27 protein-coding genes and 6 tRNA genes are annotated in these 23987 nt (G+C 51.6%); 5 read left to right on the top strand and 28 right to left on the bottom strand.

Annotated features, from left to right (window positions below):
- Nucleotides 1–13: 13 nt before the first annotated feature.
- The 5 genes from HY455_01620 to HY455_01600 form a co-directional block, all read right to left on the bottom strand.
- Entirely contained in the window at nucleotides 14–1315 is a 1302-nt protein-coding gene (locus HY455_01620) for a nicotinate phosphoribosyltransferase (protein ID MBI4118219.1), read from the bottom strand.
- Nucleotides 1316–1520: 205 nt separating this feature from the next.
- On the bottom strand, nucleotides 1521–2078 hold the full coding sequence (locus tag HY455_01615) for an isochorismatase family protein (protein ID MBI4118218.1): 558 nt from the start codon (nucleotides 2076–2078) through the stop codon (nucleotides 1521–1523).
- 221 nt (nucleotides 2079–2299) lie between these two features.
- Nucleotides 2300–2977, bottom strand: coding sequence for an NUDIX hydrolase (locus HY455_01610; GenBank protein MBI4118217.1), 678 nt, complete (start codon nucleotides 2975–2977; stop codon nucleotides 2300–2302).
- Nucleotides 2967–3509 (bottom strand): hypothetical protein, encoded by a 543-nt coding sequence (locus HY455_01605; GenBank protein ID MBI4118216.1) that lies wholly within the window; start codon nucleotides 3507–3509, stop codon nucleotides 2967–2969. Before HY455_01605 ends, HY455_01610 begins: the two co-directional genes overlap by 11 nt.
- A gap of 90 nt (nucleotides 3510–3599) precedes the next feature.
- On the bottom strand, nucleotides 3600–4202 hold the full coding sequence (locus tag HY455_01600) for an alpha/beta hydrolase (GenBank protein ID MBI4118215.1): 603 nt from the start codon (nucleotides 4200–4202) through the stop codon (nucleotides 3600–3602).
- A gap of 67 nt (nucleotides 4203–4269) precedes the next feature.
- Here HY455_01600 and HY455_01595 point away from each other — a divergent pair, with 67 nt between their 5' ends.
- A complete protein-coding gene (locus HY455_01595; protein MBI4118214.1) occupies nucleotides 4270–5100 on the top strand; it encodes a histidine phosphatase family protein in 831 nt (276 codons plus the stop codon).
- Between the two features lie 61 nt (nucleotides 5101–5161).
- Complete coding sequence (locus HY455_01590; GenBank protein ID MBI4118213.1) at nucleotides 5162–6214, top strand: acyl-CoA desaturase; 1053 nt, start codon at nucleotides 5162–5164, stop codon at nucleotides 6212–6214.
- A 16-nt stretch (nucleotides 6215–6230) separates the two neighbouring features.
- On the opposite strand, the gene HY455_01585 is transcribed toward HY455_01590, so the two are convergent.
- The 4 genes from HY455_01585 to HY455_01570 form a co-directional block, all read right to left on the bottom strand.
- On the bottom strand, nucleotides 6231–6812 hold the full coding sequence (locus HY455_01585; protein ID MBI4118212.1) for a hypothetical protein: 582 nt from the start codon (nucleotides 6810–6812) through the stop codon (nucleotides 6231–6233).
- Nucleotides 6813–6900: 88 nt separating this feature from the next.
- A complete protein-coding gene (locus HY455_01580) occupies nucleotides 6901–7347 on the bottom strand; it encodes a hypothetical protein (protein MBI4118211.1) in 447 nt (148 codons plus the stop codon).
- Between the two features lie 42 nt (nucleotides 7348–7389).
- The gene (locus HY455_01575; protein MBI4118210.1) at nucleotides 7390–8226 is read right to left on the bottom strand and encodes a hypothetical protein; all 837 of its coding nucleotides are present in this window, start codon (nucleotides 8224–8226) and stop codon (nucleotides 7390–7392) included.
- Nucleotides 8203–8273, bottom strand: a tRNA-Gln gene (locus tag HY455_01570). The genes HY455_01575 and HY455_01570 overlap by 24 nt, the downstream gene beginning before the upstream one ends.
- Before the next feature lie 118 nt (nucleotides 8274–8391).
- On the opposite strand from HY455_01570, the gene HY455_01565 reads away from it, so the two are divergent.
- On the top strand, nucleotides 8392–8709 hold the full coding sequence (locus tag HY455_01565) for a hypothetical protein (GenBank protein ID MBI4118209.1): 318 nt from the start codon (nucleotides 8392–8394) through the stop codon (nucleotides 8707–8709).
- Between the two features lie 107 nt (nucleotides 8710–8816).
- Here HY455_01565 and HY455_01560 read toward each other — a convergent pair whose 3' ends face one another.
- From HY455_01560 to HY455_01475, 18 genes are all read right to left on the bottom strand, one after another.
- A complete protein-coding gene (locus tag HY455_01560; GenBank protein ID MBI4118208.1) occupies nucleotides 8817–8984 on the bottom strand; it encodes a hypothetical protein in 168 nt (55 codons plus the stop codon).
- Nucleotides 8985–9121: 137 nt separating this feature from the next.
- On the bottom strand, nucleotides 9122–9940 hold the full coding sequence (locus HY455_01555; GenBank protein MBI4118207.1) for a VWA domain-containing protein: 819 nt from the start codon (nucleotides 9938–9940) through the stop codon (nucleotides 9122–9124).
- Nucleotides 9941–10008: 68 nt separating this feature from the next.
- Nucleotides 10009–10614 carry a hypothetical protein gene (locus HY455_01550; protein MBI4118206.1) on the bottom strand — a complete coding sequence of 202 codons (606 nt, stop codon included), beginning with the start codon at nucleotides 10612–10614 and terminating at the stop codon, nucleotides 10009–10011.
- A gap of 385 nt (nucleotides 10615–10999) precedes the next feature.
- Nucleotides 11000–12028: a TerC/Alx family metal homeostasis membrane protein gene (locus HY455_01545; GenBank protein MBI4118205.1), complete on the bottom strand. Its 1029-nt coding sequence runs from the start codon at nucleotides 12026–12028 to the stop codon at nucleotides 11000–11002.
- Between the two features lie 217 nt (nucleotides 12029–12245).
- The gene (locus tag HY455_01540) at nucleotides 12246–12641 is read right to left on the bottom strand and encodes a DUF1523 family protein (GenBank protein ID MBI4118204.1); all 396 of its coding nucleotides are present in this window, start codon (nucleotides 12639–12641) and stop codon (nucleotides 12246–12248) included.
- A gap of 188 nt (nucleotides 12642–12829) precedes the next feature.
- Complete coding sequence (locus tag HY455_01535; GenBank protein ID MBI4118203.1) at nucleotides 12830–13255, bottom strand: hypothetical protein; 426 nt, start codon at nucleotides 13253–13255, stop codon at nucleotides 12830–12832.
- 218 nt (nucleotides 13256–13473) lie between these two features.
- Entirely contained in the window at nucleotides 13474–13971 is a 498-nt protein-coding gene (locus HY455_01530; protein MBI4118202.1) for a tellurite resistance TerB family protein, read from the bottom strand.
- A gap of 544 nt (nucleotides 13972–14515) precedes the next feature.
- A complete protein-coding gene (locus HY455_01525) occupies nucleotides 14516–16162 on the bottom strand; it encodes a CTP synthase (GenBank protein MBI4118201.1) in 1647 nt (548 codons plus the stop codon).
- 30 nt (nucleotides 16163–16192) lie between these two features.
- Nucleotides 16193–17131, bottom strand: coding sequence for an ABC transporter permease (locus tag HY455_01520; protein ID MBI4118200.1), 939 nt, complete (start codon nucleotides 17129–17131; stop codon nucleotides 16193–16195).
- Nucleotides 17132–17167: 36 nt separating this feature from the next.
- Nucleotides 17168–17848 carry a cell division ATP-binding protein FtsE gene (gene ftsE / locus HY455_01515; GenBank protein MBI4118199.1) on the bottom strand — a complete coding sequence of 227 codons (681 nt, stop codon included), beginning with the start codon at nucleotides 17846–17848 and terminating at the stop codon, nucleotides 17168–17170.
- A gap of 4 nt (nucleotides 17849–17852) precedes the next feature.
- Nucleotides 17853–18734, bottom strand: a complete 882-nt coding sequence (locus tag HY455_01510) for a PCRF domain-containing protein (protein ID MBI4118198.1) — start codon at nucleotides 18732–18734, stop codon at nucleotides 17853–17855.
- 42 nt (nucleotides 18735–18776) lie between these two features.
- Nucleotides 18777–19226, bottom strand: a complete 450-nt coding sequence (locus HY455_01505) for a hypothetical protein (protein ID MBI4118197.1) — start codon at nucleotides 19224–19226, stop codon at nucleotides 18777–18779.
- A gap of 34 nt (nucleotides 19227–19260) precedes the next feature.
- Nucleotides 19261–19333: transfer RNA gene (locus HY455_01500), tRNA-Thr, on the bottom strand.
- Nucleotides 19334–19385: 52 nt separating this feature from the next.
- Nucleotides 19386–19808, bottom strand: coding sequence for an HNH endonuclease (locus HY455_01495; GenBank protein MBI4118196.1), 423 nt, complete (start codon nucleotides 19806–19808; stop codon nucleotides 19386–19388).
- Nucleotides 19809–19890: 82 nt separating this feature from the next.
- Nucleotides 19891–19962, bottom strand: a tRNA-Thr gene (locus HY455_01490).
- Between the two features lie 81 nt (nucleotides 19963–20043).
- A tRNA-Asp gene (locus HY455_01485) sits at nucleotides 20044–20118 on the bottom strand.
- Nucleotides 20119–20237: 119 nt separating this feature from the next.
- Nucleotides 20238–20309: transfer RNA gene (locus HY455_01480), tRNA-Met, on the bottom strand.
- 158 nt (nucleotides 20310–20467) lie between these two features.
- Nucleotides 20468–22321 carry a hypothetical protein gene (locus tag HY455_01475; protein ID MBI4118195.1) on the bottom strand — a complete coding sequence of 618 codons (1854 nt, stop codon included), beginning with the start codon at nucleotides 22319–22321 and terminating at the stop codon, nucleotides 20468–20470.
- Nucleotides 22322–22445: 124 nt separating this feature from the next.
- On the opposite strand from HY455_01475, the gene HY455_01470 reads away from it, so the two are divergent.
- Both HY455_01470 and HY455_01465 read left to right on the top strand, forming a co-directional pair.
- Nucleotides 22446–22517: transfer RNA gene (locus tag HY455_01470), tRNA-Met, on the top strand.
- A gap of 67 nt (nucleotides 22518–22584) precedes the next feature.
- Nucleotides 22585–23349 carry a phosphoribosyltransferase gene (locus HY455_01465; GenBank protein MBI4118194.1) on the top strand — a complete coding sequence of 255 codons (765 nt, stop codon included), beginning with the start codon at nucleotides 22585–22587 and terminating at the stop codon, nucleotides 23347–23349.
- Nucleotides 23350–23392: 43 nt separating this feature from the next.
- On the opposite strand, the gene HY455_01460 is transcribed toward HY455_01465, so the two are convergent.
- Nucleotides 23393–23983, bottom strand: coding sequence for a hypothetical protein (locus HY455_01460; protein ID MBI4118193.1), 591 nt, complete (start codon nucleotides 23981–23983; stop codon nucleotides 23393–23395).
- Nucleotides 23984–23987 lie beyond the last annotated feature (4 nt).

Raw genomic sequence — 23987 nt, 5'->3', positions numbered from 1 at the left:
TTGATTTGAATCTTCACACAATCGGTTGTGTATTTACGTCCTGGATACCGAAAGTCCCTTTGTAACGGTCGACCTCTATCTTGGGGCCTGTCTCCTTGCCCCTATTGTCGGAGAGTTTGACTGCATGCCTACCAGCAACTCTGGTCACCTTGCAGACCACCGAGAACGGTCTGAACCCGATGAGTGACGGCGGTGCGCAATCACGAAAATCGTTTCCGAAAAGCGTGCCCCAGCCAAAGAAGTGGTCTATTTTGTCCTGAAACTCCAGGTGCAGTCGAATCATGTCCTCGTCATCGAGGCCGTCAGAGGGAACAACAAATCGCTCCATAGGGTCGACTCCATGCCCCTTAAGCCAATCGATATAGAGATGCCCATTGTGTGCCAGATTACCCGAATCGAGGCGCATGCCGCTATAATGGTGGGCAATCCAAGCTGGGGCGTGCTTCAAAAATTCAGGTGTTCTATACGTGTCCGCCAGGAATACGCGGAATTTGGGTCCATAAAGTTCCATCCAACGCGCCAATACTCGGTATTGTGAGTCGCGGAGGTCTCCGCCAGAGCGCGCGAGAGCAGCAAGCACCATGAATATTTCGTGAGCCATGGTTCCCACTACTGGAACGTTATGATGCATCGCCATCCAGGTGTTTGAAGTCCCGATAAACTGCTTCGGGAGAGCGCTTTTCGCGACTCCCACTGCAAACTTCTGCCACATAAAGCTATTCCGACGACGCTGGCAAAAATCACTGAAGCGTATGCCTGGGTACTGTGCAATCCTGTCTAATTTCCGATACAACTTGTCGCTCGCTTTCTTGAGCATCGCCACATATTCATCGGTAGTGAGATGCCCCTCTCCCAACTTTGTGTAGTAAAGCTCAGAGATAACTGCGAGCGCAATCGTTTCCCACATGGTGACCTCAATCCACTTGCCGGTGAAAGTGAGGTGATACTGATCTCCTTCCCTCTTTAGCTCATAGGGTGGGAGCTGGAACCGTTCAAGGAATTGGAGATATCTCTCCCCAAAAACGTTTTTGCCATCTGCCTGCATGTCGCGGAGAAACTTGATCTCAACGGGCAAGTGCCGAAGATCACGTTTGCGATCAAGAGCTTCACGGAGCTCGTTTTCGGGAATGACTTGGGCAAGCTTGATATTGGGATCGCGGACAATAAGCTCAAACGTTACTTCGGTCCCGCCGAGGCCATTTTCAAGGATCCACTGGCCCATCGTGTATTTGTAAAAATCGATGTCCGCCAGTGACTCACGCCGAAGAGCAAGTTCCTGATCCGCTGTCTCAAAATATTCGAGCCGTAGGTTCATGCTCGCCCCTTCTCTTTGGGTTGTGTGAAGTGCTTGCCTTACTGTCTCAAAAGAGACAGTTGACTGCGTAGAAAACTACCACAAAAAGTCCGCGTAGTCAACTAACACTTTCTGCCAAAATCTTTCTCTAAGGACATCCGATGATTCGGGTGCTCTATAGAAAAGTGGAGGAAGAAATCCTCCACGAAATTACGCTCTTCAAAGATCAAGCCATCACTTCTTCGGTAGTCGCGAGCACGGCTCCGGCAGCCTGCATCTCCGCAATAGCACGCTCACCATCACCGGGCTTCAGGTCCACAGCCCGAGACGCATCAGTGAGCAAGGTCACTTCATACCCGAGCTCGAGCGCCCTTCTCACCGTAGCGAGAACACAATAGTCAGTGGCTAGTCCGCCAACGTAGAGATGCTTCGCTTCTGGCTTCATGCCGCTGTCAAAGGCAGAATAATCGTCCGCATCACCAAGTCCCTTGGAAACAACTTGGAACTGCGAGTAGCTCATGGACAGGTGTAGACCAGAATGGAATTCAGCACCAGGTGTTCCCTGCACGCAGTGTACCGGCCAGATGCCGCCAAACTCCGCAAAGTGCTTGGTCTGCCTCGGATGCCAATCGCGGGAGGCGACGATATCCCAACCCTGCGCAACCGCGAACATAATCATGCGATTGAGCGGCGGAACCACTTCATCGCCACGAGGAACAGCAAGTGAGCCACCTGGGCAAAAATCGTTCTGCACATCGACAAGTATGAGTGCCTTGTCCGCCATGGGAGGTCTCCCTAGGTTGTGTGTGAATGGGCTCGTGAGCTACCTCACGACCGGACGCCTTAAGCAGTCCGGGCGATTGAGACAATGCTTCACTGGCTCAATCGTCCGCACTTCTTATCTAACTGATTAGTTTGTGTATAAGTTACACTTACCATGTTCAAAAAAATAATACAAGTTTCTTGCCTGATTGTGGGACACTTTTACATTGAAGTCAAGGGTGGCTAGAGAATCTCAACCGTTTTCAACTGCTTCGCTTGAAACGTATAGAGCTCCGCAGGGCGGTTTGCCCCTCCCCTCCTCTCTTTTCCTGTGCTCTTCACGAGTCCAACGGCAAGTATCTTCTTCCTAAAGTTACGCTTATCGAGTTTCTTTCCTAAAACCACTTCGTATATGTTTTGGAGTTCGCTTAACGTAAACTCCTTCGGCAAAAGGTTTTGTGCAATAGTTGTATACCCGAGCTTCGCTCGAAGCCGTTCGACTGCAGTCGCAAGTACTTCTTTGTGGTCATATGCAAGCACTGGGGCGCTCTTCACGGGAAACCACGCGATGTTTGAATATTCTTCCGTCGTTTTTAGCGAAAGCTTCGCGCTTGGCACAAGAGCGGTGTATGCCACAGACACCACGCGGCCAAAGGGGTCACGATCAACACGACCAAAGGTGTGCAGTTGCTCCAGGTAGACGTTCTGTATGCCGCCTTTTTCTTGCAAAACACGTTCAGCAGCGCTGTCTACTGATTCGTCCGGCTTCACCAAGCCGCCGGGCATTGCCCATTTGCCTGTGTATGGCTCTTTTTTCATCTTAATAAGAAGCACCTGAAGAAGATTGTCACGTACGGTGAAAAGCGCCACATCAGTCGCGATCACAGCAAAATCATATTTTTTGTACGTTTTATTTCCCATAGATTTCGTGTCGACGCTTTTCAAAAAGTTCTATTACCTGTTCTCTAATTCTTGGGTCGACACGTCCATCAAGTTTCTCATATTCTTTTCTGCGCAAAAACTGGCGTATGTCGGTAGCAGAGATAGAAAGTGAGGAGTCGCCATATCTGTCTACGATCTCCACACTTCTCCCATCAGCCTCGAAAAAAGCGATATCTGGTCCTGACCCTCCATAAAAAACGGTTGAGCTGGGGTCTATGCCCTGTTCTTCTAGGAGCCGATCGAGAGCAGCAAGCCACGCTTCATTATTGTGGAAGTCGGGCAATCCAAGCACGCGTACCTCGGGAAAGATCGCCTCGCAAAAGCTCTTCCGCTCATCAAAGGTAAAAGGGGTCTTTTCGGCGATCGGAGCATTGGTGCTTCCAATAACAATAGTTGAACATTCATGCCCAAAGTCTTGGAGCATCGCCTCTATGGCTTGCGCATGACCGTGGTGAAGAGGGCTTATGCGCCCCACGAAAACACCGTATTTTTTCCCCTGCGTATTTATCATGTTAGTGTATTATATACACTTTATCAGGACATGTCAAACAACAAGAAATAATAAAAGTATTCTCATATTCCCGAGAATACGAGAATACTTTTAGGAGAGACTTTTGATTTTCTCGATGAGCTCGGGAAATTCTTCTTGGAGAAAATGACCGCGGTCGATAAAGATATGCTCCTCAGCGTCTGGAAGCGCTTTGCCATACTTCTCAATCGCAGAGACAGGCACGACGAAGTCATCTTCACTGTGGTAGAGGAAAATGTCGCCACCATGTTTTGCAAAATGCTCAAGTGATGCCGGAAGCTCGAAGTCCCCTACCGAGTGCGTGTCGCTGTCTTCGTCGTACACCGCGCCAACAAGAAATGTCGCGCGCACTTCTTTTGGAAACTCGTTTTCTGAAAGATATTTCGCAAGGAAGAGTCCCCCTAACGAGTGCCCGATGAGGATGACCCCATCGTGGATATACGGAAGTACTTTCTCAAACCAAATCTTCCACTCAACATACTTTGCGTTATCCTTGCATGGCATTGCGGGAGCCAATACTTCAAAATCCGGACCCAGTCGTTCGGCAAGCGTATGTTTCCAACGCTTCTGCCCGTACACGACGGGGTCATACTCGGCACTGCGAAGCGCCTCAAGATATTTCTCGTAGGAACTAAATGCGTCCCCGCCGTGGATAAAAACGACCTGCTTTTTCATGGCTGAAGTATACCACACTTGACCTTTCTATCTCCTTTATAGTTCAATCGGGGTAGAGGAAGGAGAAATGGATATGTTGCCAGTGAATCTCGTCGTTATTCGACATGCCGAGTCTGAAAGCAATGCAGCAAAACGCCGCTCGAAAAAGGGTGACAATGAAGCGGCAAATAAGCTACGGGGACGCCACACTGCGAGCTTTCGACTGACAGATCGAGGGAAAGAGCAAGCGCGTGTCACGGGGGAATGGCTCCGCAAAGAATTTTACGGAAATGAGATACAGCGGTGGAGAGGTTGGGGATTTGATCGTTGCTATACGTCAGATTACCTCCGTGCAATGGAAACAGGTGGCCTTTTCCAACTCCCGAACGCTCGGTGGCATTGCGACATGTATCTAACTGAACGTGACTGGGGCGATATTCACGCTCTCCCGGAGGACGAGCGACAAGCAAAGTTCGGTGAGGCGCTCCGTATGAAGGAGCAAGAACCATTCTTTTGGAGACCCCCTAATGGGCAATCGCTTGCAGAAAAATGTTTGCACGTTGACCGCGTCTTGGACACACTTGATCGTGAATGCCGAGACATGAGTGTGCTCATGGCTTGTCACGGCGAAACAACGTGGGCTATTCGCGTCAGAATCGAGCGAATTTCCCAACAGCGTTTTAGGGATCTCCATCTTTCAAAAGATCCTGATGATAGGATCAAAAACTGCCAGGTACTACATTACACTCGCAGAAACCCCTTCACTGGAGAACTCGCACCGCGCGCAAACTGGCTCCGTATGGTACGTCCTGCAGAGAATCCTGTCTGGGATACTGGCTGGCAAACTATTGAACGCCCGAAGTATTCAAACGACGACTTGCTTCGCCTAGTCGAAACCGTCACACCTGATGTGACCTAAACGTAAGCGCCGTCCCATGACGGTGTTTTTATATACTAATGATTGCGGTAGAATACGGGCAATGAGTGAAAAAGCCCTTAAAACAGGCGATCCGTCGACCCCTGCTCACAAAATGGCTCTTCCTATAGAACTCTACCAGTCGCTCCTTGTGGAGGTTACTGAACGGGGTCTGTTTAAACGGACCTACTGGCACTATGCTCTGACGGGCGGAGTCAGTATTCTCGGCGTCGGGGCGAGCTTGTTCGCTCTTACAGCGAGCGACAATGCAGTATTCCAAATAGTGAACGCTCTCGTGTTTTCCTTTTTTTCTGTGCAAATTGGTATGATTGGGCACGATCTCTCACACGAGGAAGTGTTCACATCCAACAAGAGAAATCGTTTCTGGGGGATGCTTGCATGGGGGCTCTTGGGCGGACTGAGCGAAAGTCGGTGGTTTTCTAAGCACAACGCTCACCACAAAAATCCAAATCACATTGGCCATGACCCCGATCTGGAGATCCCGTTTGTCTTTTCTGGGGCACAAGCGGCACGACGCTCTCCTTTTTACAAAAAATGGGTATTCCCCTACCAACACATCATGTTTTGGCCCGCACTCGCATTTGTATACCCCTACAACATCGCCTACAGTATGAAGTTTATCTTCAGCAACATGACAATTCGATCCATCATCGAGCTTCTGTTAATGGCCGCGCACTTTATCATAACAATAGGACTACCATTCTATTTCCTACCGCTTCCCATCGCACTCCTCTTCCTCACTACCGCGTTTGTCATTATCGGCGCATATCTCGGGGTAGTTTTTGCACCCAATCACAAAGGGGAAGCGATGCTCGACGAAGACGAGACATTCAATTGGGCGCACCAGATCACGCTAACGCGCAACCTACACTCATCATGGCTTGCATCGTATGTATTTGGCGGACTAAACTTTCAAATCGAACATCATTTGTTCCCGACAATGCCGCGCTTCAACTACGGGGAAGCACAAACAATAGTGCGGGAGTTTTGCGTAAAGCACGGCCTGCGCTACCACACCACGTCGTGGCTTGGATCAATGGTGGAAATACACCGTTCGCTCAAGGAGGAAGCGCGGATGTGGACTGGGCGCGCTTAAGGTTCTTTAGGATTGCCTATCGAGACTCACCTTCGAAGTTTGGCTCCACGATGCCCCATTGCATAGATACTGGGTCGAGTTTGATGTAAGCACTCTTACCTAGAGAAGGTCGGGCGGTCATTGGTTCCCCAGCTGCACGATCCGCGTAATTTACGACAATGACGTACTTATGTCGTGGATTCCGACTCACTTCAGTAGTCTGGGGGGCTATCCTGTCCCCTAGGAAATACCCATCAGAGCCGACGTACCCCTCTTCGGTGTTGCGCGCGGCAACGACGTAAAAGAAGGTGCCGGAGCCGCTACGATTCTGTGTAAGGAGGAATACGACATCCTCGCGGCCATCTCCGTCCAGATCGGTTTTTAATTCATTGCCAAAGTACTTGGTAGTAACCGTCGCCGAAGCCGAGCCTATCTCAATATCGGTTTCCGAAACGCCATCCTTGAGTGTCACGCGCTCACCTTCAATGACATACTCCGCATCTTTGTAATTGGCTGCGGCAACAACTTGTTTCTCATCATAGATATATGCGTTCAAGACCCAAAAACCACCCGCGATCACGGCGAGGGCGGCCACTATCCACACAAGTACTTTGTTCATAACAGTAAGTATATACTACGGCAAACAAAAAACACCCTTCGGGCTAAGGTGTCTTTTCTGCTACTGTGCTGATTCGGTTTCTTGCCGCTCATTCTTGGTCAGTAACATTCTTCTTGAGCAATCGTCCGCGCGTCGTCTTGATGCTGTAGTAGAGCGCGACAAGAAACAACAGCGCGAGCGCGTGGTTTTCGAAAAACAAGAAGCTCTGTTGCCAGTCTGTGGTGGCTGGGAGGCCTGAGACCAAAAGTGCTTGGTATTCAAAGAATGCGACGGCTCCAGCCGCAACTATTGTATTCAGGACCATCGTCCATCGTTGGGCTGGATTCGCAAGGCCCGCGGCGATAACAAACACTGCGATTGCTGTTACGGGGTAAATGATTGAGTCCGCAATGACGCGCGCAAAAATCGGGAGAGACAACAGCACGGTAGCGCTTCCGATTAAAAACACCGTGCGCACGTTGTCTCCGTAATAGTGGAGTAGGCTTTTCTTCTTGTGCGCATCGAGACTAAACGCATCGAGGTCTATAAGTGACATACCTATAGTATAGCAACGCACTGCCGCAAGAGAAGAGGATATCTACATTTGCTGTCCCCATTTCTTCTCCTGTTCTTTTACCGTTCCTGGCGCAAAACTTTCAGTAGAGGCATCACCGACCTCGGGCCTCACGACATATAATCTCCGGCGCTCATTGTCGTAAAAAATATTGTCTTTGCCTGACACTATTTTGGGGCCCGTCATCACTACGGGTTCAAACCCAAAAACTTGAGACACCTCACCCTTCAGGAGATTGATTGATTGCAAGTACTTCGCTCGGTACTCATGATCGTGCTCGGGAAACTTATCTATAAAATAATTCCCACCGACAATCACCGCATCAATAGTTCCTTCTTTACACCTCCTTTTAAACTCCTCGAGGCGTTCTTTTAAATCTCTTTTAAAATTAGCTTCAAGTCCCACAAGTGTCAAAAAATAAGAAGGATCTTGGTGACTCAAAAATGATACATTCTCGCCCGTTTCTTTGTCCTGTCCGGCAACAACCAGGCCAGTACAATCCGCGTATCCTTCAGAAAACTTGTTGGCATTGTCTATGGTGGATATCACATAGGAATGCATCCCAGCATTTTTAAAGCTTTCGCTTGTTAACTCTGCTGGGTTTCCGTAATAATTTACATTTCTTGTTGGGGTGTTCCCCAAGGCCCTCAAGGTAGCATTGAAAAGGTCCCTTCCGGCACCGGGGTGATTTTCAAATTGTTCTCTGGTACCAACTGCAGCAATGATTGGGCGCACGCCTTCTTTCAAGTGTTCTGACGTAAGCGGGTTTTTAGGTTCTTGTTGTGGTTTCTCTAGTGACATAATTTTTGAAGCTGACCAGTTCTTGCTCTCTTCGAACTGCGGGACTTGGACTCGAACCAAGATACTCGCCTCCAGAGGGCGATGTCCTACCATTAGACGATCCCGCAAAGAAAAAGTGCTTACGCGCCTTTTGAGAATATCGCAAAAAGACTCCCTATTCAAGCGGCGTTGCTCCACGACAATCGCCGTGATATAAGTACGGAAGATTCCGTGAGTGAAATCACAATGAATAAGCCAGCGACCACAGAACCATTCGTAGAAAAGGTCGTCATACCGCTTGATGGAAAACCTTACAAAGTCGTCGGCAAAGTTACTGTCGTGCTGGATGGAAAGACGTATGAAAAAGAAATCGGAGACTGGGAACAGAGCCTTTACGACCTTCGCCGCGCCGCTCGTAACGGCAAGGACGTCGCCGACGCGTTGCTCTGGCTTGCCTTTGCCGGAAGTGAGTTGGCACGGCACGCGCCAGGAGCAATTTCTCTCGACACCATAGGTTGGGAGAGACCAGCAGAAGAAGTCCTCGGCCCCAACCCTCCTCGGTAATACGCGCAGAAAACAATATCATGTAAGCACTCCCCCTGTGGGAGTTTTTTAGTGTCCCTAATTTCTGCCATGTAAAAACCCGTCGAAAGGACGGGTGTGGTAAAAAATTAGGAGGCCTTCTTTTCCCCTGGGGAGAGGAGACCAATCAAGACGAGTGCCATGGGCCAAAATGCAACGGCCAAAACCTTGAGATGCCAAGGAATTCTCTTGTGGAAAAAGATGGCGGTCCAAAGGCCGACAACGAGCCAACCCAACGCAATGATCAACCACAGCATGTTCGTTCTCCTCGTCCTGAAGCGGTTACTAAATATCTTTTAGCATACTTATATAAACTTGTCCAGTCCTTCCACATAGCGTGGTGAGAAAATAAAAAAACGCCGATTCCCGAGGGGAATGCGGCGTCTGCTTCCTATTACTTCATCAAAAGGTGCAGTTTGACTTCCGGACGCTCCAGCCATTGGGGATACTCACTCATTAGGCGCGCGAAGAGCTCTTCGTCCGAGATGTCTTCGGGTGCTGGCGACCGAATTGCGAAGAGGCCTGCGTTGTCCACGAACCGACCACGCACACGTGTGTCGAGCTCTGCCAGGAAGCGGAATTGCTCTGGAGGCTGCACGGGGACTTGCTTCGACCCACCAAAGAGACCTTTTCCGGTGGTCATCTGTCCCGGCACATAGTCTGCGCCAAGAGCAATGAACTGCCAGAAGATCGGCTCATGCGACGCAGACCGAACCTGATCAACGGTCTCCGATTCGTCGTACGTCTCACCGTCGGTCACAAATGCGACATAGATCGGCGGACCACCGTCGGTATGCGGAGCACGCCGAGAGTCGTCGTAGTTGAAGTAGTGACGACGCACTGCCCGGATGGCCTGCGCGTATTGTGTGCCACCCTCCAGATCGTTTACGTTGATATGGCGCGCGACAAACCCATTGTGGTCACTTGTTGAAACCTCGCCGATGTCGTGGGCCTTGATGCCAAAAGTGAAGACGTCGATTGCCCCGTTGTCATCGAAGCGGTGACCGAGCGGGAGGAAACGATCGACAAGTCCTTGGATTAATCCTCTCTGATAGAGGCGTTCCATCGAACGACTGACGTCGAGCACGAGTGCCACCCGGGCGACGTGGCCCACGAGGCCATGCCGCTCCAAATGCGGATCGAGCTTCTTCACCAGATCGAACATTGCCGGGTCCTTCGCCTGAAGTTCCCTGTCCTTCGTCGCGAGATCCATCGGTCCTCCTTGGTTGGGCCGTGGCGGGAACGGCACGATGCCGTTCCCGCCTTTGCCTGGGTGGAAGTCTAGGCCGCCGAACGAACGAGAGCGGTGAGATCGTTCACGTTCAGCTTCTTGCCGCTCGCGCCGCCGAAGAGGGCCGCCGCGCTCGAGTTCACGAGCCTCGGATAGGCGCCCGTGTTGTCGATCGTCGCGATGACGCACACGTTCTCCTTGACGGCGAGGCCATCGCCGACGAGCGAGAGCGCCACCTTGTGGGCGGTGCCCTTGTCGTCCTTGACTTCGAGCGTCACGCCGCTCGACTGGAAGCGAGCGCCCTCGCCCTTGCCGATGGCGCCGTAGTCCCACGTCATGATGTGGAGCTTGCCCCACGGAGCGAGACTCGTGATCTTGAGCTCTTCGCAGTTGCCCTTGCCGTCCGCGGCCTTGGTGTCGCCGACGCCGGCGTCGCCCGACAGCTTGATATAGGGCGGCGCATCGAGCGCCTGGACGACGCCTTGGCCGTCATCCTTGTTGATGTTGCCGAAGTAGAACATCTTCGGCGCGCCGCCGCCCTTGGGCTCGGCGAGCACCGCGAGGTCGAGGTCGGTTGCGGCCGTCCATCTCATGGTGACAGCGAGCGACTTGAAGGGGTCGACTGGCGCTTCCGCGCCCTTGCGTGCGAGATCCATTGGTTGTGCCTCGTGTGTTGGTTGTCAGACAACATCTCAAGCCTTTTCGGGCCTGTGTTGCCAAAAACACGCTAGCATTATTACGCGTCTATGTCAATAATTCGGTCGCTTGGATGTTTGGTGCAAATTAACTACCCCGATACCAATTTTGCTCTGCACAAATGAGGTGTGAGTCATGCTATGTGTCTTCCAAATATCCAGGCGGCGATGCGCTTCGCCCAATGAGGGGTGCGCCTATTCGGCGCACGCGCATCGCATGGCTCCCGGGGCAAAATTGGTACGGGGTTTGTTTTTCACACGCCGCAAAATCTCGTCAAAAGACTCGATTTGTGCGGGTGAAAAACAAAAAACCCGCCGCTTGCGCGACGGGTGCATCACTATGAAATTAGGCCTTTGCCTCGTCACCTTCGCGTTCGGGGAAGACGACTGAAGCGAGAATGCCAGTCGCGAGCAGTGTCCCGACGACGGCGAGGCTTGCCATCGCAGAGATGTGCTCGATCCCGAAGAGGTCGAGGAACGGCTGTCCGGTAATGGGTACGGAGACCAAGTCGAAGAGCGGAATCAACATCTTGAAACCGATGAAGGCCAAGATCGCGATGACCGCCTTCTCGAGGTGGCAGAGGAATCGCTTCGCTGCCGCGAGGAGGAAGTACATGGACCGAAGCCCCAAGACGGCAAAGATGTTCGAGGTGTAGATCAGGAACGGGTCCTGTGTCACCGCGATGACCGCCGGGACCGAGTCGAATGCGAACATCACATCCGAGAACTCGATGCAGACCAAGCACAGGAGAAGCGGTGTGGCATAGAGCATGCCGTTCTGCCACGTGAAGAAGTTGTGCCCCACAAGCCGCGGCCACACCGGGATGAAGCGCTTGACGCCGCGAATGGACCAGTGGTTCGAGTAGTCCTCGATCTCGTCGGTGTCATCCTTCTCGCGCATCCCCTGGAGCATCTTCCATGCAGACCAGAGGACGATCGCGCCAAAGCCGACGAGCACCCACTCGCCCGCGGCGAAGAAATCGCCCGCAACCAGGAGCGAAGTACCCGCACCGATGAAGAGGAGCCGCAAGACAATGGCGCCGAGAATGCCGTAGTAGAGAATACGGTGTTGCAGACCGCCAATGATGCCGAAGCTTGCGAAGACCGCCATGAAGACGAAGAGGTTGTCGACGGCGAGTGACTGCTCGAGCAGGTACCCCGCCATGAAGAGCGAGGCGTCCTCACCTCCGCGTGTAAGCAAGATGTGCCATGCGAAGAGGAGCGAGATTGAAACCCACACCACGCTCCACAAGGCTGCATTCTTGAACGTCACTGCCTTGTCGCCACGGTGGGCGTACAAGTCGATGACCAGCATGCCCACAATGGCGGTGCAGAAGAGCAGGACGCTAAGGAGGCTGTAGCCCCACACCTCCATCCCAAGCAATAAATTAATTGTGTTCATAAGGACTCCTTTTCGTTGTCCTCTGGACGCACATGTCCAGAGATTGTATACCATAATTGGGGATAGAAGTCAACCCCTTTCATGGTCCAAATAGTTTGGAAACACCCTAATCGTTCTAAGGATAATTTTAAATAGACAAAAAAACAACTAAAAAGCCGCCCATAAAGGACGGCGTCGGCGTAGAACTGCGTTAGCAGCTATCGCCCTCTTTGGCCCACAAGCTTGTCGCGTTGGGGAACCAGCTCATGAACGGGACACGCCAACCATACGACCGGACGCAGACAATGACGTCCTTGCCGGCATACGACTTGGCACGAGTGTTCAGGTCCTGGCTGTCCCACTTCAAGTAGAAGAAGAACGGGAACACGTACGGCGCATCATCGTTCCGATACACGTACACCTTGCCGGTGTCTGCGCGCACGGTTTCGATGCGGAACTGGTCATTCGTCGTGCCAGTGATGATCTTGTTCGAGGCGTCGACGATCTTCGCCTCATCAACGGTCGGCCAAGCCCACATCATGTAGGGGCCGCCGACGACAACCGTCAACGCAAGCACAAGTCCGATGAACTTTCCCTTCCACGTCATTGCGCGTTTGCTCCTCTGCTCCTGGTACTCGGTTGGTACTGGTACCAGGAGAGACTACCATACAGAACCATGCATGTCAACTATTCCTTCGTTTCGTAAAATTAAAACGCCCAGCCGGTGGTCCAGCTGGGCGCGAATGCGTTTACTACTCTGCGGCGAAGGTACTACTCGTATTGGACTCGCCGACGTTAGGCGCTGATGCCGCGGCCGGTGAGGAAGGCGCGGAAGCCCTCCGGCATCTTGGTCGCACGCGTGGCGATGGTCCGGGCAGCCGAGCTCTCGCGAGCATCGAACGTGCTGTCACCCGACCAGGCGCGCACGAGCTCCGTGGCCTCGGCTTCGCTCACCTCGCCCGGGGACGACTCGTCCTCGAGCACGTAGGCGGCGACGACGTCGGTGTAGAGCGCGGTCCAGCCGGGCATGTCGTGGCCGGCGTTCTCGCTCTTGGCGACGGCGTTGTTGATGACGGTCACGAGGTGGAATTCATCCGCGTCGACCTTGCCGTCGGCGAAGATGTACTTGCGGAGCGCGGCGACTTCGGCGGTGTCGACGACACCATCGGCGAGGACGGCGGCAGCAACGGCAATGGCAGTGAGTCCGGTGTACGTCTTCATTGGGTTGTGTCCTTTTTCCTGCAGGGTTGTACCTGGGTTTCCGGTGGACTTCCCAGGTGAATCCAGCATTGGATCCAAGGAACATGTTAGCATACCCACCAAATATGTCAAGCCCACTATTGGGTTGGGATGGTGGGGTGATCTCAAAGACCTTTAAGAAACAACGAAAAAGGCACCTTGCGGGTGCCTGAAGATAAAAAATGTTGAGATGAAAGAGCTTAGAGTGCGATGCCGTGCTTGCCGGCGGCGGTGACGAGCGGCGCAACGGTCGAGGGTGCGAGGCCAAGGGCAATGCACGTCGCCTTCACCTTGTTGACCTCGTTGGCGTCGAAGTTGTCGTCGGCACCGGCCACAGCGCAGCCGATCATACCGATGACGCGACGGACCGGTTCGGGCTTGGCGCGGGCGGCGTTGATCCACTGGAGGGCCTGGTCGTCGCCCATGGTGGGATCGATCATGTAGACGCCGTCGAGCTCGCCCCAGGTGGTCGTGATATCGGCCATCTTGAAGTGCGCCATGGCCGGGTGCTTCGTCAGCACCGTCATCGCCTTGCGCTTCTCGTTGGGGTCGAAGCTGCCGTCGGCCCAGCCGGTCAGAGTGGCGGACGCGACTGCCGCACGAAGGGTGTCCTTGTCGGTGTAGCGCTTGAACTCGGACAGACCCTGCTGCATCGCGCTGTTGACCATGGCGGCGAAGCCAGAGATGAGCATGCGCATCGGAGTAGTTCCTCTCGTGGTTGTGGTTTCGGGGTTCGAACGCAGGAGCGCGTTCCGTGCCTAACTTAGCATACTAGTAATGACCTGTCAAGCCCCCTCTCCAACGGTGCCGATGGGTCGCTAAAAAAGCTTATTACAGAACGAAAACAGGGCACACCGCCGTACGGCGGTGTGCCCTGTTTTCAAGCTAAAAACTATTTCTTAAAGCAAACGAGACAGCGGAGATTGCCTGTCTCACGTGGCTCAAATGGAAGCTTCGTGATTGCATTACCACAATCTGCGCACTGCCAGTTGCCCTCAAACATCTTGCGCTCACCATTTCCATTCCCATTCCCGCGACGCGTTCCCCCTTTCGAGGCGTGGCACGCTCGGCACAATAAGTTAGTAGTGCTTCGTGGTTCAAATGGAAGCTCTGTTATCGATCCTCCGCACGAACTACATGTCCAATTCCCTTGATGCATACTCTTAAAAACAAGACTAAATTTTTAAAACAATACTCTCCACACTACCGTATTCACTATCAAAACGCAACTCAACAAACACGCTAATGTCGCGCGCGCAAGGCCGCTTTAATGAACGCGTTAAAAAGCGGATGCGGGCTTAGGGGTCGAGCGTGAAATTCTGGGTGGAACTGCGTACCGAGGAAGAAGGGGTGCACCTTTTCTGGAAGCTCCACTATCTCCATCAGTTTCCCATCAGGCGAAGTGCCGGAAAAAACAAGACCTGTCTCCTCCAAGCGTTCAATGTATCCCGGATTCACTTCGTACCGATGACGGTGTCGCTCTCGCGCGACCTCCGCCCCGTACGCCCTCCGTGCAATTGTTTGCTTCTTCAAAAGCGCTGGGTACTCGCCGAGCCGCATGGTCCCACCATACTCCTGTCGTTCCAAAAGTTTCTTTTGCTCCGGCATAATGTCGATAACCGGGTGAGAGGTGTCGAGATTTACTTCCGTAGTGTGTGCCCCCTTTAACCCGGCGACATTGCGTGCGTATTCAATGATAGCGAGTTGCATGCCGTAACAGAGGCCAAAATACGGGATTTTGTTTTCACGGACGAATTTGATGGCGCGCATCTTGCCCTCTACTCCACGGTCGCCAAAGCCACCAGGGATCAAAACCCCATCATACTTTTTGAGCTCGCGGAGTTTGCGCGGGTCCTTCTCGTAGTCTATGGCATTGAGCCATGTGATACGGGGCTTTCTCCCGGCGTGATAGGCGGAAATCTTGAGCGCCTCGATGACAGAGATGTACGAATCCGAGAGCGTGAAGTCGCCCGTGTCGAAGTACTTGCCGACAACTGCGATGTTGACCGGCGTTTGCGCCGTCTTTGTCTTTGCAACAAAAGCGCGCCACCGCTTAAGGTCGCTCCCCCGCTTTGCCTTGAGCGAGAGTGCGTTTAAGAGCTTTTCGCTTATCTTGTCCTTTTCGAAGTTGATCGGAACGTCGTAAATGCTCTCGATATCCGGCGCAGAGATAACGTTCTCCCACAAGATGTTGCACGTCACAGCAATCTTCTCCTTCCTTCGTTTGTCGAGCGGCACCTCACTACGCGCAATGATGATGTCCGGCTGGACGCCGTAGGAGTTGAGCTGACGCACCGCGTTTTGCGTCGGACGCGTCTTCATCTCCCCCGTGACTTTTGGTATAGGGAGGTACGAGAGCATGATGAAAATGACATCACCGGGGTGGTTCAAGTGCATGACACGCGCCGCCTCGATAAAAAGGGTGTTCTGGTAGTCGCCCACCGTGCCCCCGATTTCTACCAACGTGATATCTGCCTTTGACACTTCTCCGGAACGCTCGATGCGACGGATAATCTCATCGCGAATGTGCGGGATTGCCTCTACGCACTTGCCTCGGTAGCTCAAGTTCCTCTCACGATCGATAACGTACTTGTAGACCATACCGCTCGTAACATACGAATCGTCGGTAAGGCTCGTGTCGAGAAAACGCTCGTAGTTGCCCATGTCCTGGTCGCACTCAAGCCCGGAACCAAGCACGAACACTTCGCCGTGTTCAGTTGGGTTCATCGTCCCCGCGTCCACATTCAAATACGGGTCGATCTTGATGGCGTTGACCTTGAACCCTTTGCCCTGAAGAATCCGCCCCATTGAAGCAGCGGCAATACCCTTGCCGACGCCGGACATGACACCGCCGATTACGAAGATATATTTATGTTTTTTAGAAGACATGTGGCTTTGTACAGTGCTGCGCTTTAATGCTTAGTGTTTCAAATATTTCTTGGTGATGTATCTGCGAACTGCGATGAAGCTTGAACCAATACCAAGTGCGATGCCGGAGAGAACGACGATGAGGAAGAGTTCGCCAAAGTTTCCAAGGTAGTACTCGTATACATTGACGCCGCCAAAAAAGCGCGCAGTCGGTCCTCCAAGATAGTAGGTAAGCGGAAAGAAGAGGACGAGGACGATAACCGCAGAAATGACCCCATGGAGAAACCCTTCGACAAGAAAAGGCCCTCGAATGTAGCGTTTCTCTGCACCGACAAGGCGCATGACAGAAATCTCTTCGCGCGCCGTGTAGATAGCGAGACGAATGGTATTAAAGGTGATGATGAGGGATATGAAGGCGAGGATGGCGACGATTGCGATGCCCAGAGTCTCTGCGCTGTCGATGACGCGAGCAAGGCGGTCGATGACCACTTTGTTTTGGTAGTAGTTGACCTTGTCGATAATGCGCTCGCCTGCGGGTGCTTCGGTATTTTTGTTTTCCAGGAAACGCGCGATAGACGCGTACTGCTCTGCGTCTTTGGCTTTAATATTCAGACTCGCACCCAGCGGGTTCTCACCAAGCTCCTCCAAGGCTTGGAGGGTCAAAATGTCGTTTGAGTGTCGGTCTTTAAATAGCGCGAGGGCATCCTCCTTCGAGGTGTAGGTCACCTTTTCGATCTCGGGGAGTGTGGAGAGTTCTTTTTGCAAAGCGAGGATTGCTGCCTCTTCGGCGCCGGTCAAGAAATACACGTTAACGTCTACCTTGTCTTTGATTTGCGCGAGGGCCGTCTCCATTATTGCACTGAAGAAAACGAGTGAACCGATCATGAAGAGTGTAATCGTCAAAACCAAAACCGACGCAAGGGAAACAAATCCATTGCGAAAGAAGTTGAGTATACCCGCTCTAATGACGCGCTTAAAATCAGTGAACATAGGCTTCGTTAATAATTAGAAATTAGGAATTAGTCATTACAAAACGTATCTCCCCTTTTTGTCGTCCCGAACGATTTTGCCTCGCTCCATAGTAATCACGCGTTTGCCGAGCGAATCAATGACGCCCTTGTTGTGCGTAGTCAAAACGATAGTCGTGCCAAGCTCGTTAATGTGCTGAAGTATCTCTACGATCTCTTTGGTATTCTTTGGATCTAGGTTGCCTGTTGGCTCATCGGCCAAAATGACGTCCGGTTGATTGATAATTGCCCGCGCAATGGCAACGCGCTGTTTCTCGCCTCCTGAAAGTTCATCCGGGAAGTTCCACATCTTGTCTCCTAAATCAACAAGCTTAAGAACCTCTGGAACATCAGATGCGATTTCTTCATCAGTGCGACCAGCAACCTCCATGGCAAATGCAATATTTTCATATGCTGTTTTGTGCGGAAGGAGACGAAAGTCCTGAAACACGACGCCAATCTTTCGACGATACGCGGGGATGTCCCGAGAATGAAGTCCGTGTACATCATTCGACTCAAAAAAGACTGTGCCAGAACTTGGCCATTCTTCGAGCAAAAGCATTTTGAGGAGTGTTGATTTGCCTGCGCCGGAATGACCCACAACGGAGACAAACTCCCCGGGGGCGACCGAAAAAGTGACGCTGTCGAGCGCTTTTGCATTATCAGAGTATACTTTTGAAACGTTATCGAAGTGGATCATTTCATTACAAATCTTTCTCTGCTTCAATAAATGGTCCTAACTCACCTCGCTCAAGCACCGCCTCTGTATCCCGGACCTCGACGTCAGTGCGATGATCTTTGACCAATTTGTATGGGTGAAGAACGTAGGAGCGCATCTGACTCCCCCATTCTGCCTCGGTGGTCTTCGAGACGTGGTACTTCGCCTCCTCGCTCGCCGCCTCTTCTTCTTTCCTACGGTAGAGTTTACCACGGAGGATCTCGAGCGCCCTATCTCGGTTGCGCTCTTGCGACCGCTCGGACTCGACATGAACCGCAATGTTGGTGGGAAGGTGCACAATCCTGACTGCTGTCTCACGTTTATTGACGTTTTGTCCGCCGGGCCCGCTTGAGCGCGCGAACTCAACACGTATGTCCCCCTCCGGAATCTCCACCGCCTCTGCTTTGGGAATTTCTGGAATGACGTCAACCATGGCAAATGACGTGTGCCTTTGCTTTTTTGCCGAAAAAGGTGAAATGCGAACCAGTCGGTGTACCCCTGCTTCGTTTTTTAATATACCATATGCCCCCTTACCACGAACATCGAAGGTGATATTTCTAAACCCGTTGTGGTCATTCTCGTTTTTATGAAGTATAAAGAGCTCCCATCCGCTGTTTTCAATAAAAACGCGGTACATTTGGAAAAGCATGCGAGCAAAGTCTTCCGCATCATCCCCTCCCGCGCCTGCGAAAATGGTTAGGATTGCATTGCCTTTATCATGCTTACCGACACCTAGAGCTCCTTCTTTCAGTTCATTGTACTCTTTGACGACTTTCTGAGCACGATCCTTGTCTTGCCAGAAATCGCTTGCCCCCATCTCTTTCTCAATCTCGGCAAGACGTTTTTCAATCTGTTCCCTCCCTTTCATTGTACTATTATACTCTAAAAATTGTTCTTTGAGAACGAACCGTTACTCATATCGCAATTCTATAACGTCTCCGTCTCTCATCCGATAATTAAGGAGTTCTTCGCTCTCCTCTCCGTTTACCGTCATGCGTACGGAGGAACCGAAATCCATACTGTCCCTACCCCATATAGCAAAGAAGTTGCCGAGTGTTGTGTCTTCCTCTAGCACCATGCCTGGGAACTCAAGGTGAATGACACCGTCTGCAGCATGCGTGTGTACTGCGGCCATACCCATTTGCGTGTCAAAAGTTCTCACGCTGGCGTACTGTGGACCAACTCCTATGTCCGCCGGGATGGCCATCTTTTCTCCCTTGTTGTAGACATGGAGAGTCGAGTGCCAGTGGATACCGCTCTTCGAGATAACCTCCCCCTTGTCTGTAGACGCCGAACGCGACCACCACACTCCTGCGACAAGCAGTACGATAATCCCCCCGATAACTATGATGTTTCTCATGATTGTTGGGCGTTGGTTACTTTTTAAACCCTGAAGCCAGAGGTCGGGATTGAACCGACGGCCTGACGCTTACGAAGCGTCCGCTCTACCAACTGAGCTACTCTGGCGCAACTTGCATTATAGCCTACTTTATCTATTACGGGAAAGCAGTTTACGGGCTTATTTTGCGCGCTTACTCAACGCTCGGCCATTCCTTCCACGCCCTATGTTTAGTGCAGCATACGTTGGAGTTAGAGAATCACAATTGGGGCACAAAAGACGCAAGTTGGTCTCTTTATTGTTCCGCCAATTGCCATCTATATGATCAGCAACCAGGGGAACTAGCCTGCTTTTTGGATTAACTTTTGCCCATCCGCACAAGCAACACTTATTTCCAAACTTTTTCCGCAAGTACTTTTTTACATGAGTGGAAACTACTCCGATGTTAATTAAACCACCCACCTCTCCAGCCTTCCATTTTTTGATATATTTTTCATACTGATACGCATGCTGACATTTATTGCTGCAGTACTTATATCCTGCACGAGCAGTCTCTTCTCCGCAGTTTAAACAGTCTTCCCTGGGTTTCTTTGGGTTTGGCATCTCCTCATTATACCCGAATCGGCGACCAATATCAAACTCTAAAAGTGGTCGTCATTTTGGGATGGAATACCCTTTCAATCAAAGCCGGAGGAGGGAATCGAACCCTCGACCTCCATCTTACCAAGATGGCGTTCTACCACTGAACTACTCCGGCGGCGACCTCATCATAATATGCGATTTTCAGCGATTACGCAAAAACCGCCCCGACGTAACGTCGGGGCGGTTTTTGTCTATGCGCGGGCGATGGGATTTGAACCCACGATCTTCCCCGTGACAGGGGGATGTGTTAACCAGGCTACACCACACCCGCATGACTACACTTTACACGTTTACATAGCTTACTCTGATTTCATAGACTCGTCCAGCGTTCTTTTTTATGACGGTGACGGGGATTTCACACCCCCCACACCAAATAACATCTTCTTCTTGTCCCGGAGGTGAGGATCGAACTCACGACCTTCTCTTTATGAGTGAGATGCTCTACCACTGAGCTACTCCGGGCTGTTTTGGTGGGGGGTGTGCCCGCGACCTGTCCGGTTTGAATCGGACCCCCTGCCCTCGTATCAGTATACAATTCTACACACGTCTCCCCAAGGGTCAACTATGTGTGCATAAAAAAGCCGCCGGGATAACCCGAACGGCTAGCGATAGTCAAAAACTTAATTAAAGGTCGAGATGGCAAGATCTTTGTTGTCGAATCGCACAATGGGAACACTGGGCGATTCTCCGACATCAACCTCAATCACCACAGCGTGACCAACCATCGTCCACTTGAGCTCCGGGCTCACGTTGGATGACGCGAAGAACTCCTGGCCAACTTGACCCTCAAGGCGAAGGTAATAGAAGTCACCCTCTTTGGCGACCGCTACCACAAACGTCTCGATGCGCTTACGCTGCACTACATCATCAATGCGGACATTTCTGCCGCGGTTCACGAGCGCAACTTGGTAATCCCGAAGCGCTTCTGGGACAGTGCGGCCGACACCCGTCACTTCATAGTTTGCAACACTTACGAACGCAAACATCTTCACGAGCCCATCACCACCCTTTAGGGGCATGAAATACGTGGGCTCGCCGCCAACATTGTAGAGAATCGGGGATGAGGCCGTAAACCCAGCCTCGCGAACGCCCTTTGCGTTCTGTGCCGAAGCCTGCGCTGCCTGCTCGCTTGCGCCAGCAACCATGTAACGGCGAACTTCTTTTGTACGAGCATTCACCATCACAAAGCTGTTCGTCGCTTGGGCAGAACCAGACCCCGACTGTATGCCCGAATACCAGTAGGCTTTGCCATCGGCGCCGTAGACCAACTCCATACCAGGAGTAGTCTCTACCACGTCACGTTTCGCGAAGAGGGCATTCCAAAAGCCATGGACAAAGTCTCCCCAATTGTCGAGCTGCGCGGTCACGATGTCTTCCGGCTGCATGCGATCAACCCACGCAGGCGTATTTGCGAGAGAATAATCGCTGATCTCACCCGTTTGGGCGTCAATCACGACGACGCCGACCGTATCCTCGCCGCTGAATCCAACTCTCCGCTCGAACTTGGTGACGACCCAGTATGGGCGACCATTGTCATCAATCTCGAAAACATAGTCTATCAACCCCATCGATGCGTAGCCATTCGTGCGCAAGTGCCGAACGATATAGTCACCAAAGTATCCACCCTTGTGGAAGTAGCGAATGGCAAGATCGGTGTATCCATTCGGACGAGTGACGGGAGTGCCCATCCTTGCCGGCTCTGTACGCCCACTGGCGACCATAGAAGTATGCGGCTTAATCGCCGTAACCAGATGGACGTTTGATGGATCAGTCGCACTCACCATGACATAGCCAGGGGTGACATTGTTCGCCCACCACTTGAAGAACCCTGAGTGTGCAAGAGGACCTACCCAAACGAGCTTATCGTTGAAGCAGAGCTCTTCCTCAACGCCCTCATCATCAAGTACACTGAAGCAGCCGTTGACTCTTTGGATGGTCAGCGTGTCGAGGTCGACACGTGAACCTAGTCCAGGAACTCCTTCGACGCGTTTGTTGCCAATCTGGAGAGCATACCCGGCATCGACAATGCGATACTGGGTGCTGTCGACCGGGGAAACATCTGCACTGAACTGGCTTTCGACAGGCGTACCGAGGAGTTTGCGATAGCTATCAGCATGTAGCAAGCTCCAAGTCGTGAGTGGCATTATCACCATAATCCCCATGGCGGCTAAGCCAATCAGCACAAGTGCAAACTTAGAGACTTCCTCCTCATAACTACCGCGTCTCCCATACACTCCGACAACAAGACAGACGCCGAGAAGTAGGAGCAAGATCCAATTCTCGTAGAAGTTCCAGGCGAAGACTGGCATAAAGAGCCAGCCAAGCAAGCCAAAGAAAATACCAGCAACAATAGGAATCCAGACTCTATCAGACTTTGATTCAGGGTCAGCAAGTGCGAACCCTACGAATGTGAGAACTGCAGCGAGAACGCCGTAGATCCAAAAGTACATTCCGTATACTCCTCTCTGGAGCATGTTGCCCCAAAAAACTATAGTGGAATAAACGAGAAAAGTCAAGATGCCTGGTCAGCATGCCCGAGCCTTGATAAACACGAGCAATTGCAAACGACGTACAATTATGGTATAAAAAGACATTGATCGCGGGGAAGTGTAACGGTTGCACACGAGGCTCATAACCTTGAGGTAGCGGGTTCGACTCCCGTCCCCGCAACAAGTACAGTAAAAACGCGTGCCGTTAGGTGCGCGTTTTTACTTTTGCTTTTGCTATACTGAAAGTAATGGCAGAAAAACCGCCCAAAATGTACGAAGCCGAGCCTGCGGGATCCCTGGATCATTTATCAGAGCAGGAACGAATCGAACGATATATCCGCTCTTTTGAGGAGCCGGCAGACCTGCTCCTTCTGCAACTAGACGCAAGCATCAGGAGGGGTGAGTATCCGTACGTGATTGGCCTTGAGGCATCGGGGCGCATTCCAGCACTCATTGTGGGTAAATATATTTCAGAACTATACAAGCGAGGTGGCCAGCCACCTCCTCAACGTCTGTTTGTGGCTCCGCACTATGAAGCAACCTCAACCCCTCAACTCAAGGCCCTGTTTGATGACGCAGAAAAAATAAAAAGTGAGGGTAAAAGAGTACTTATTATTGACGACACATTGTTTAAGGGTGACAGCCTCATTGATGCGACGCGAGAATTACGGAAATACGGCATTCCTTTCGATATTGGAATCTTCTTAGCAATCAACAAGAATCCCGAGGATGTCGAACACATGAAGGGCTTCCTCGAGGCGAGCGCCTTTTATGTCGGTGATTTTACCGTGTACACGGACGAAATGGATGATGCGGCTGTGCCCCGCCCCATTGAAAAAAGAAAAGATTTGTTGGGCGTGCGCCGCTTCCCTAGGATGGTGATAGCTGATCTTGACCCCACCCCCTCGCCGATTAGCGAAAGGGACATTCAGGATGCAGATGTGTTTCGCCTCGGCAGAGAACACATTGATGCATTAGTTAACAATCTTGTACAGAAACACACTAAAAACTGATGCGTGAGACAAAACAAAACGTCCGCTTCCGCGGACGTTTTGTTTACACAAAGTGAAACTCTTCAAACACTTTGCGATAGAGGTTAATGATACGCTCTGTTTCGCGTTTTGAAAGATAGAAGTTTGTTCCTTCGTGCGCAATTTGGTTTCGAATTTTGTGCGCCTCCCACGCTTCGTTCAAAGTTTTGAAGTCACCGATTACCGCGCCCTTTAACTTCTCCCCTAACGTATCGCCGACATACCCGGCAGCGTCGAGTACTTCGTCAAGCATTGAGTCTGCCTCCATGATGGCGAAGCGCCAGTCGGACTCATTTTGTGAATCAATATAATCGAGCACGCGCTGCCATTTGAGGTTGCGGTCTGCAAGCGACTGGCGCTCGAGATACTTAATCTGCACTTCGCCATATTTCTCCTCCATCGCTTTGTCCAACTTCCTGTGCTTTACTACCGCGTATACGATAAGGCCGAGGATGATAAACGTTAGTATCCAAAAGAGAATTTTCCAAATGGTGAAGTCGGTACGTGCAAGCCAATCGAGGAGCCACAGAAGAAAGAGGTACGCCCTTCCCAAGAGGTAGAGCAACAGGTTGAAGAAATATTCGACGTTTAAATAGTTTGGTTCAAATGGCGCCATAAAC

The organism is Parcubacteria group bacterium, from assembly GCA_016204045.1.
Taxonomy (GTDB): Bacteria; Patescibacteriota; Minisyncoccia; order Phycocordibacterales; family UBA2135; genus JACQLQ01.
This window is presented reverse-complemented; position numbering and strand designations above follow the sequence as displayed.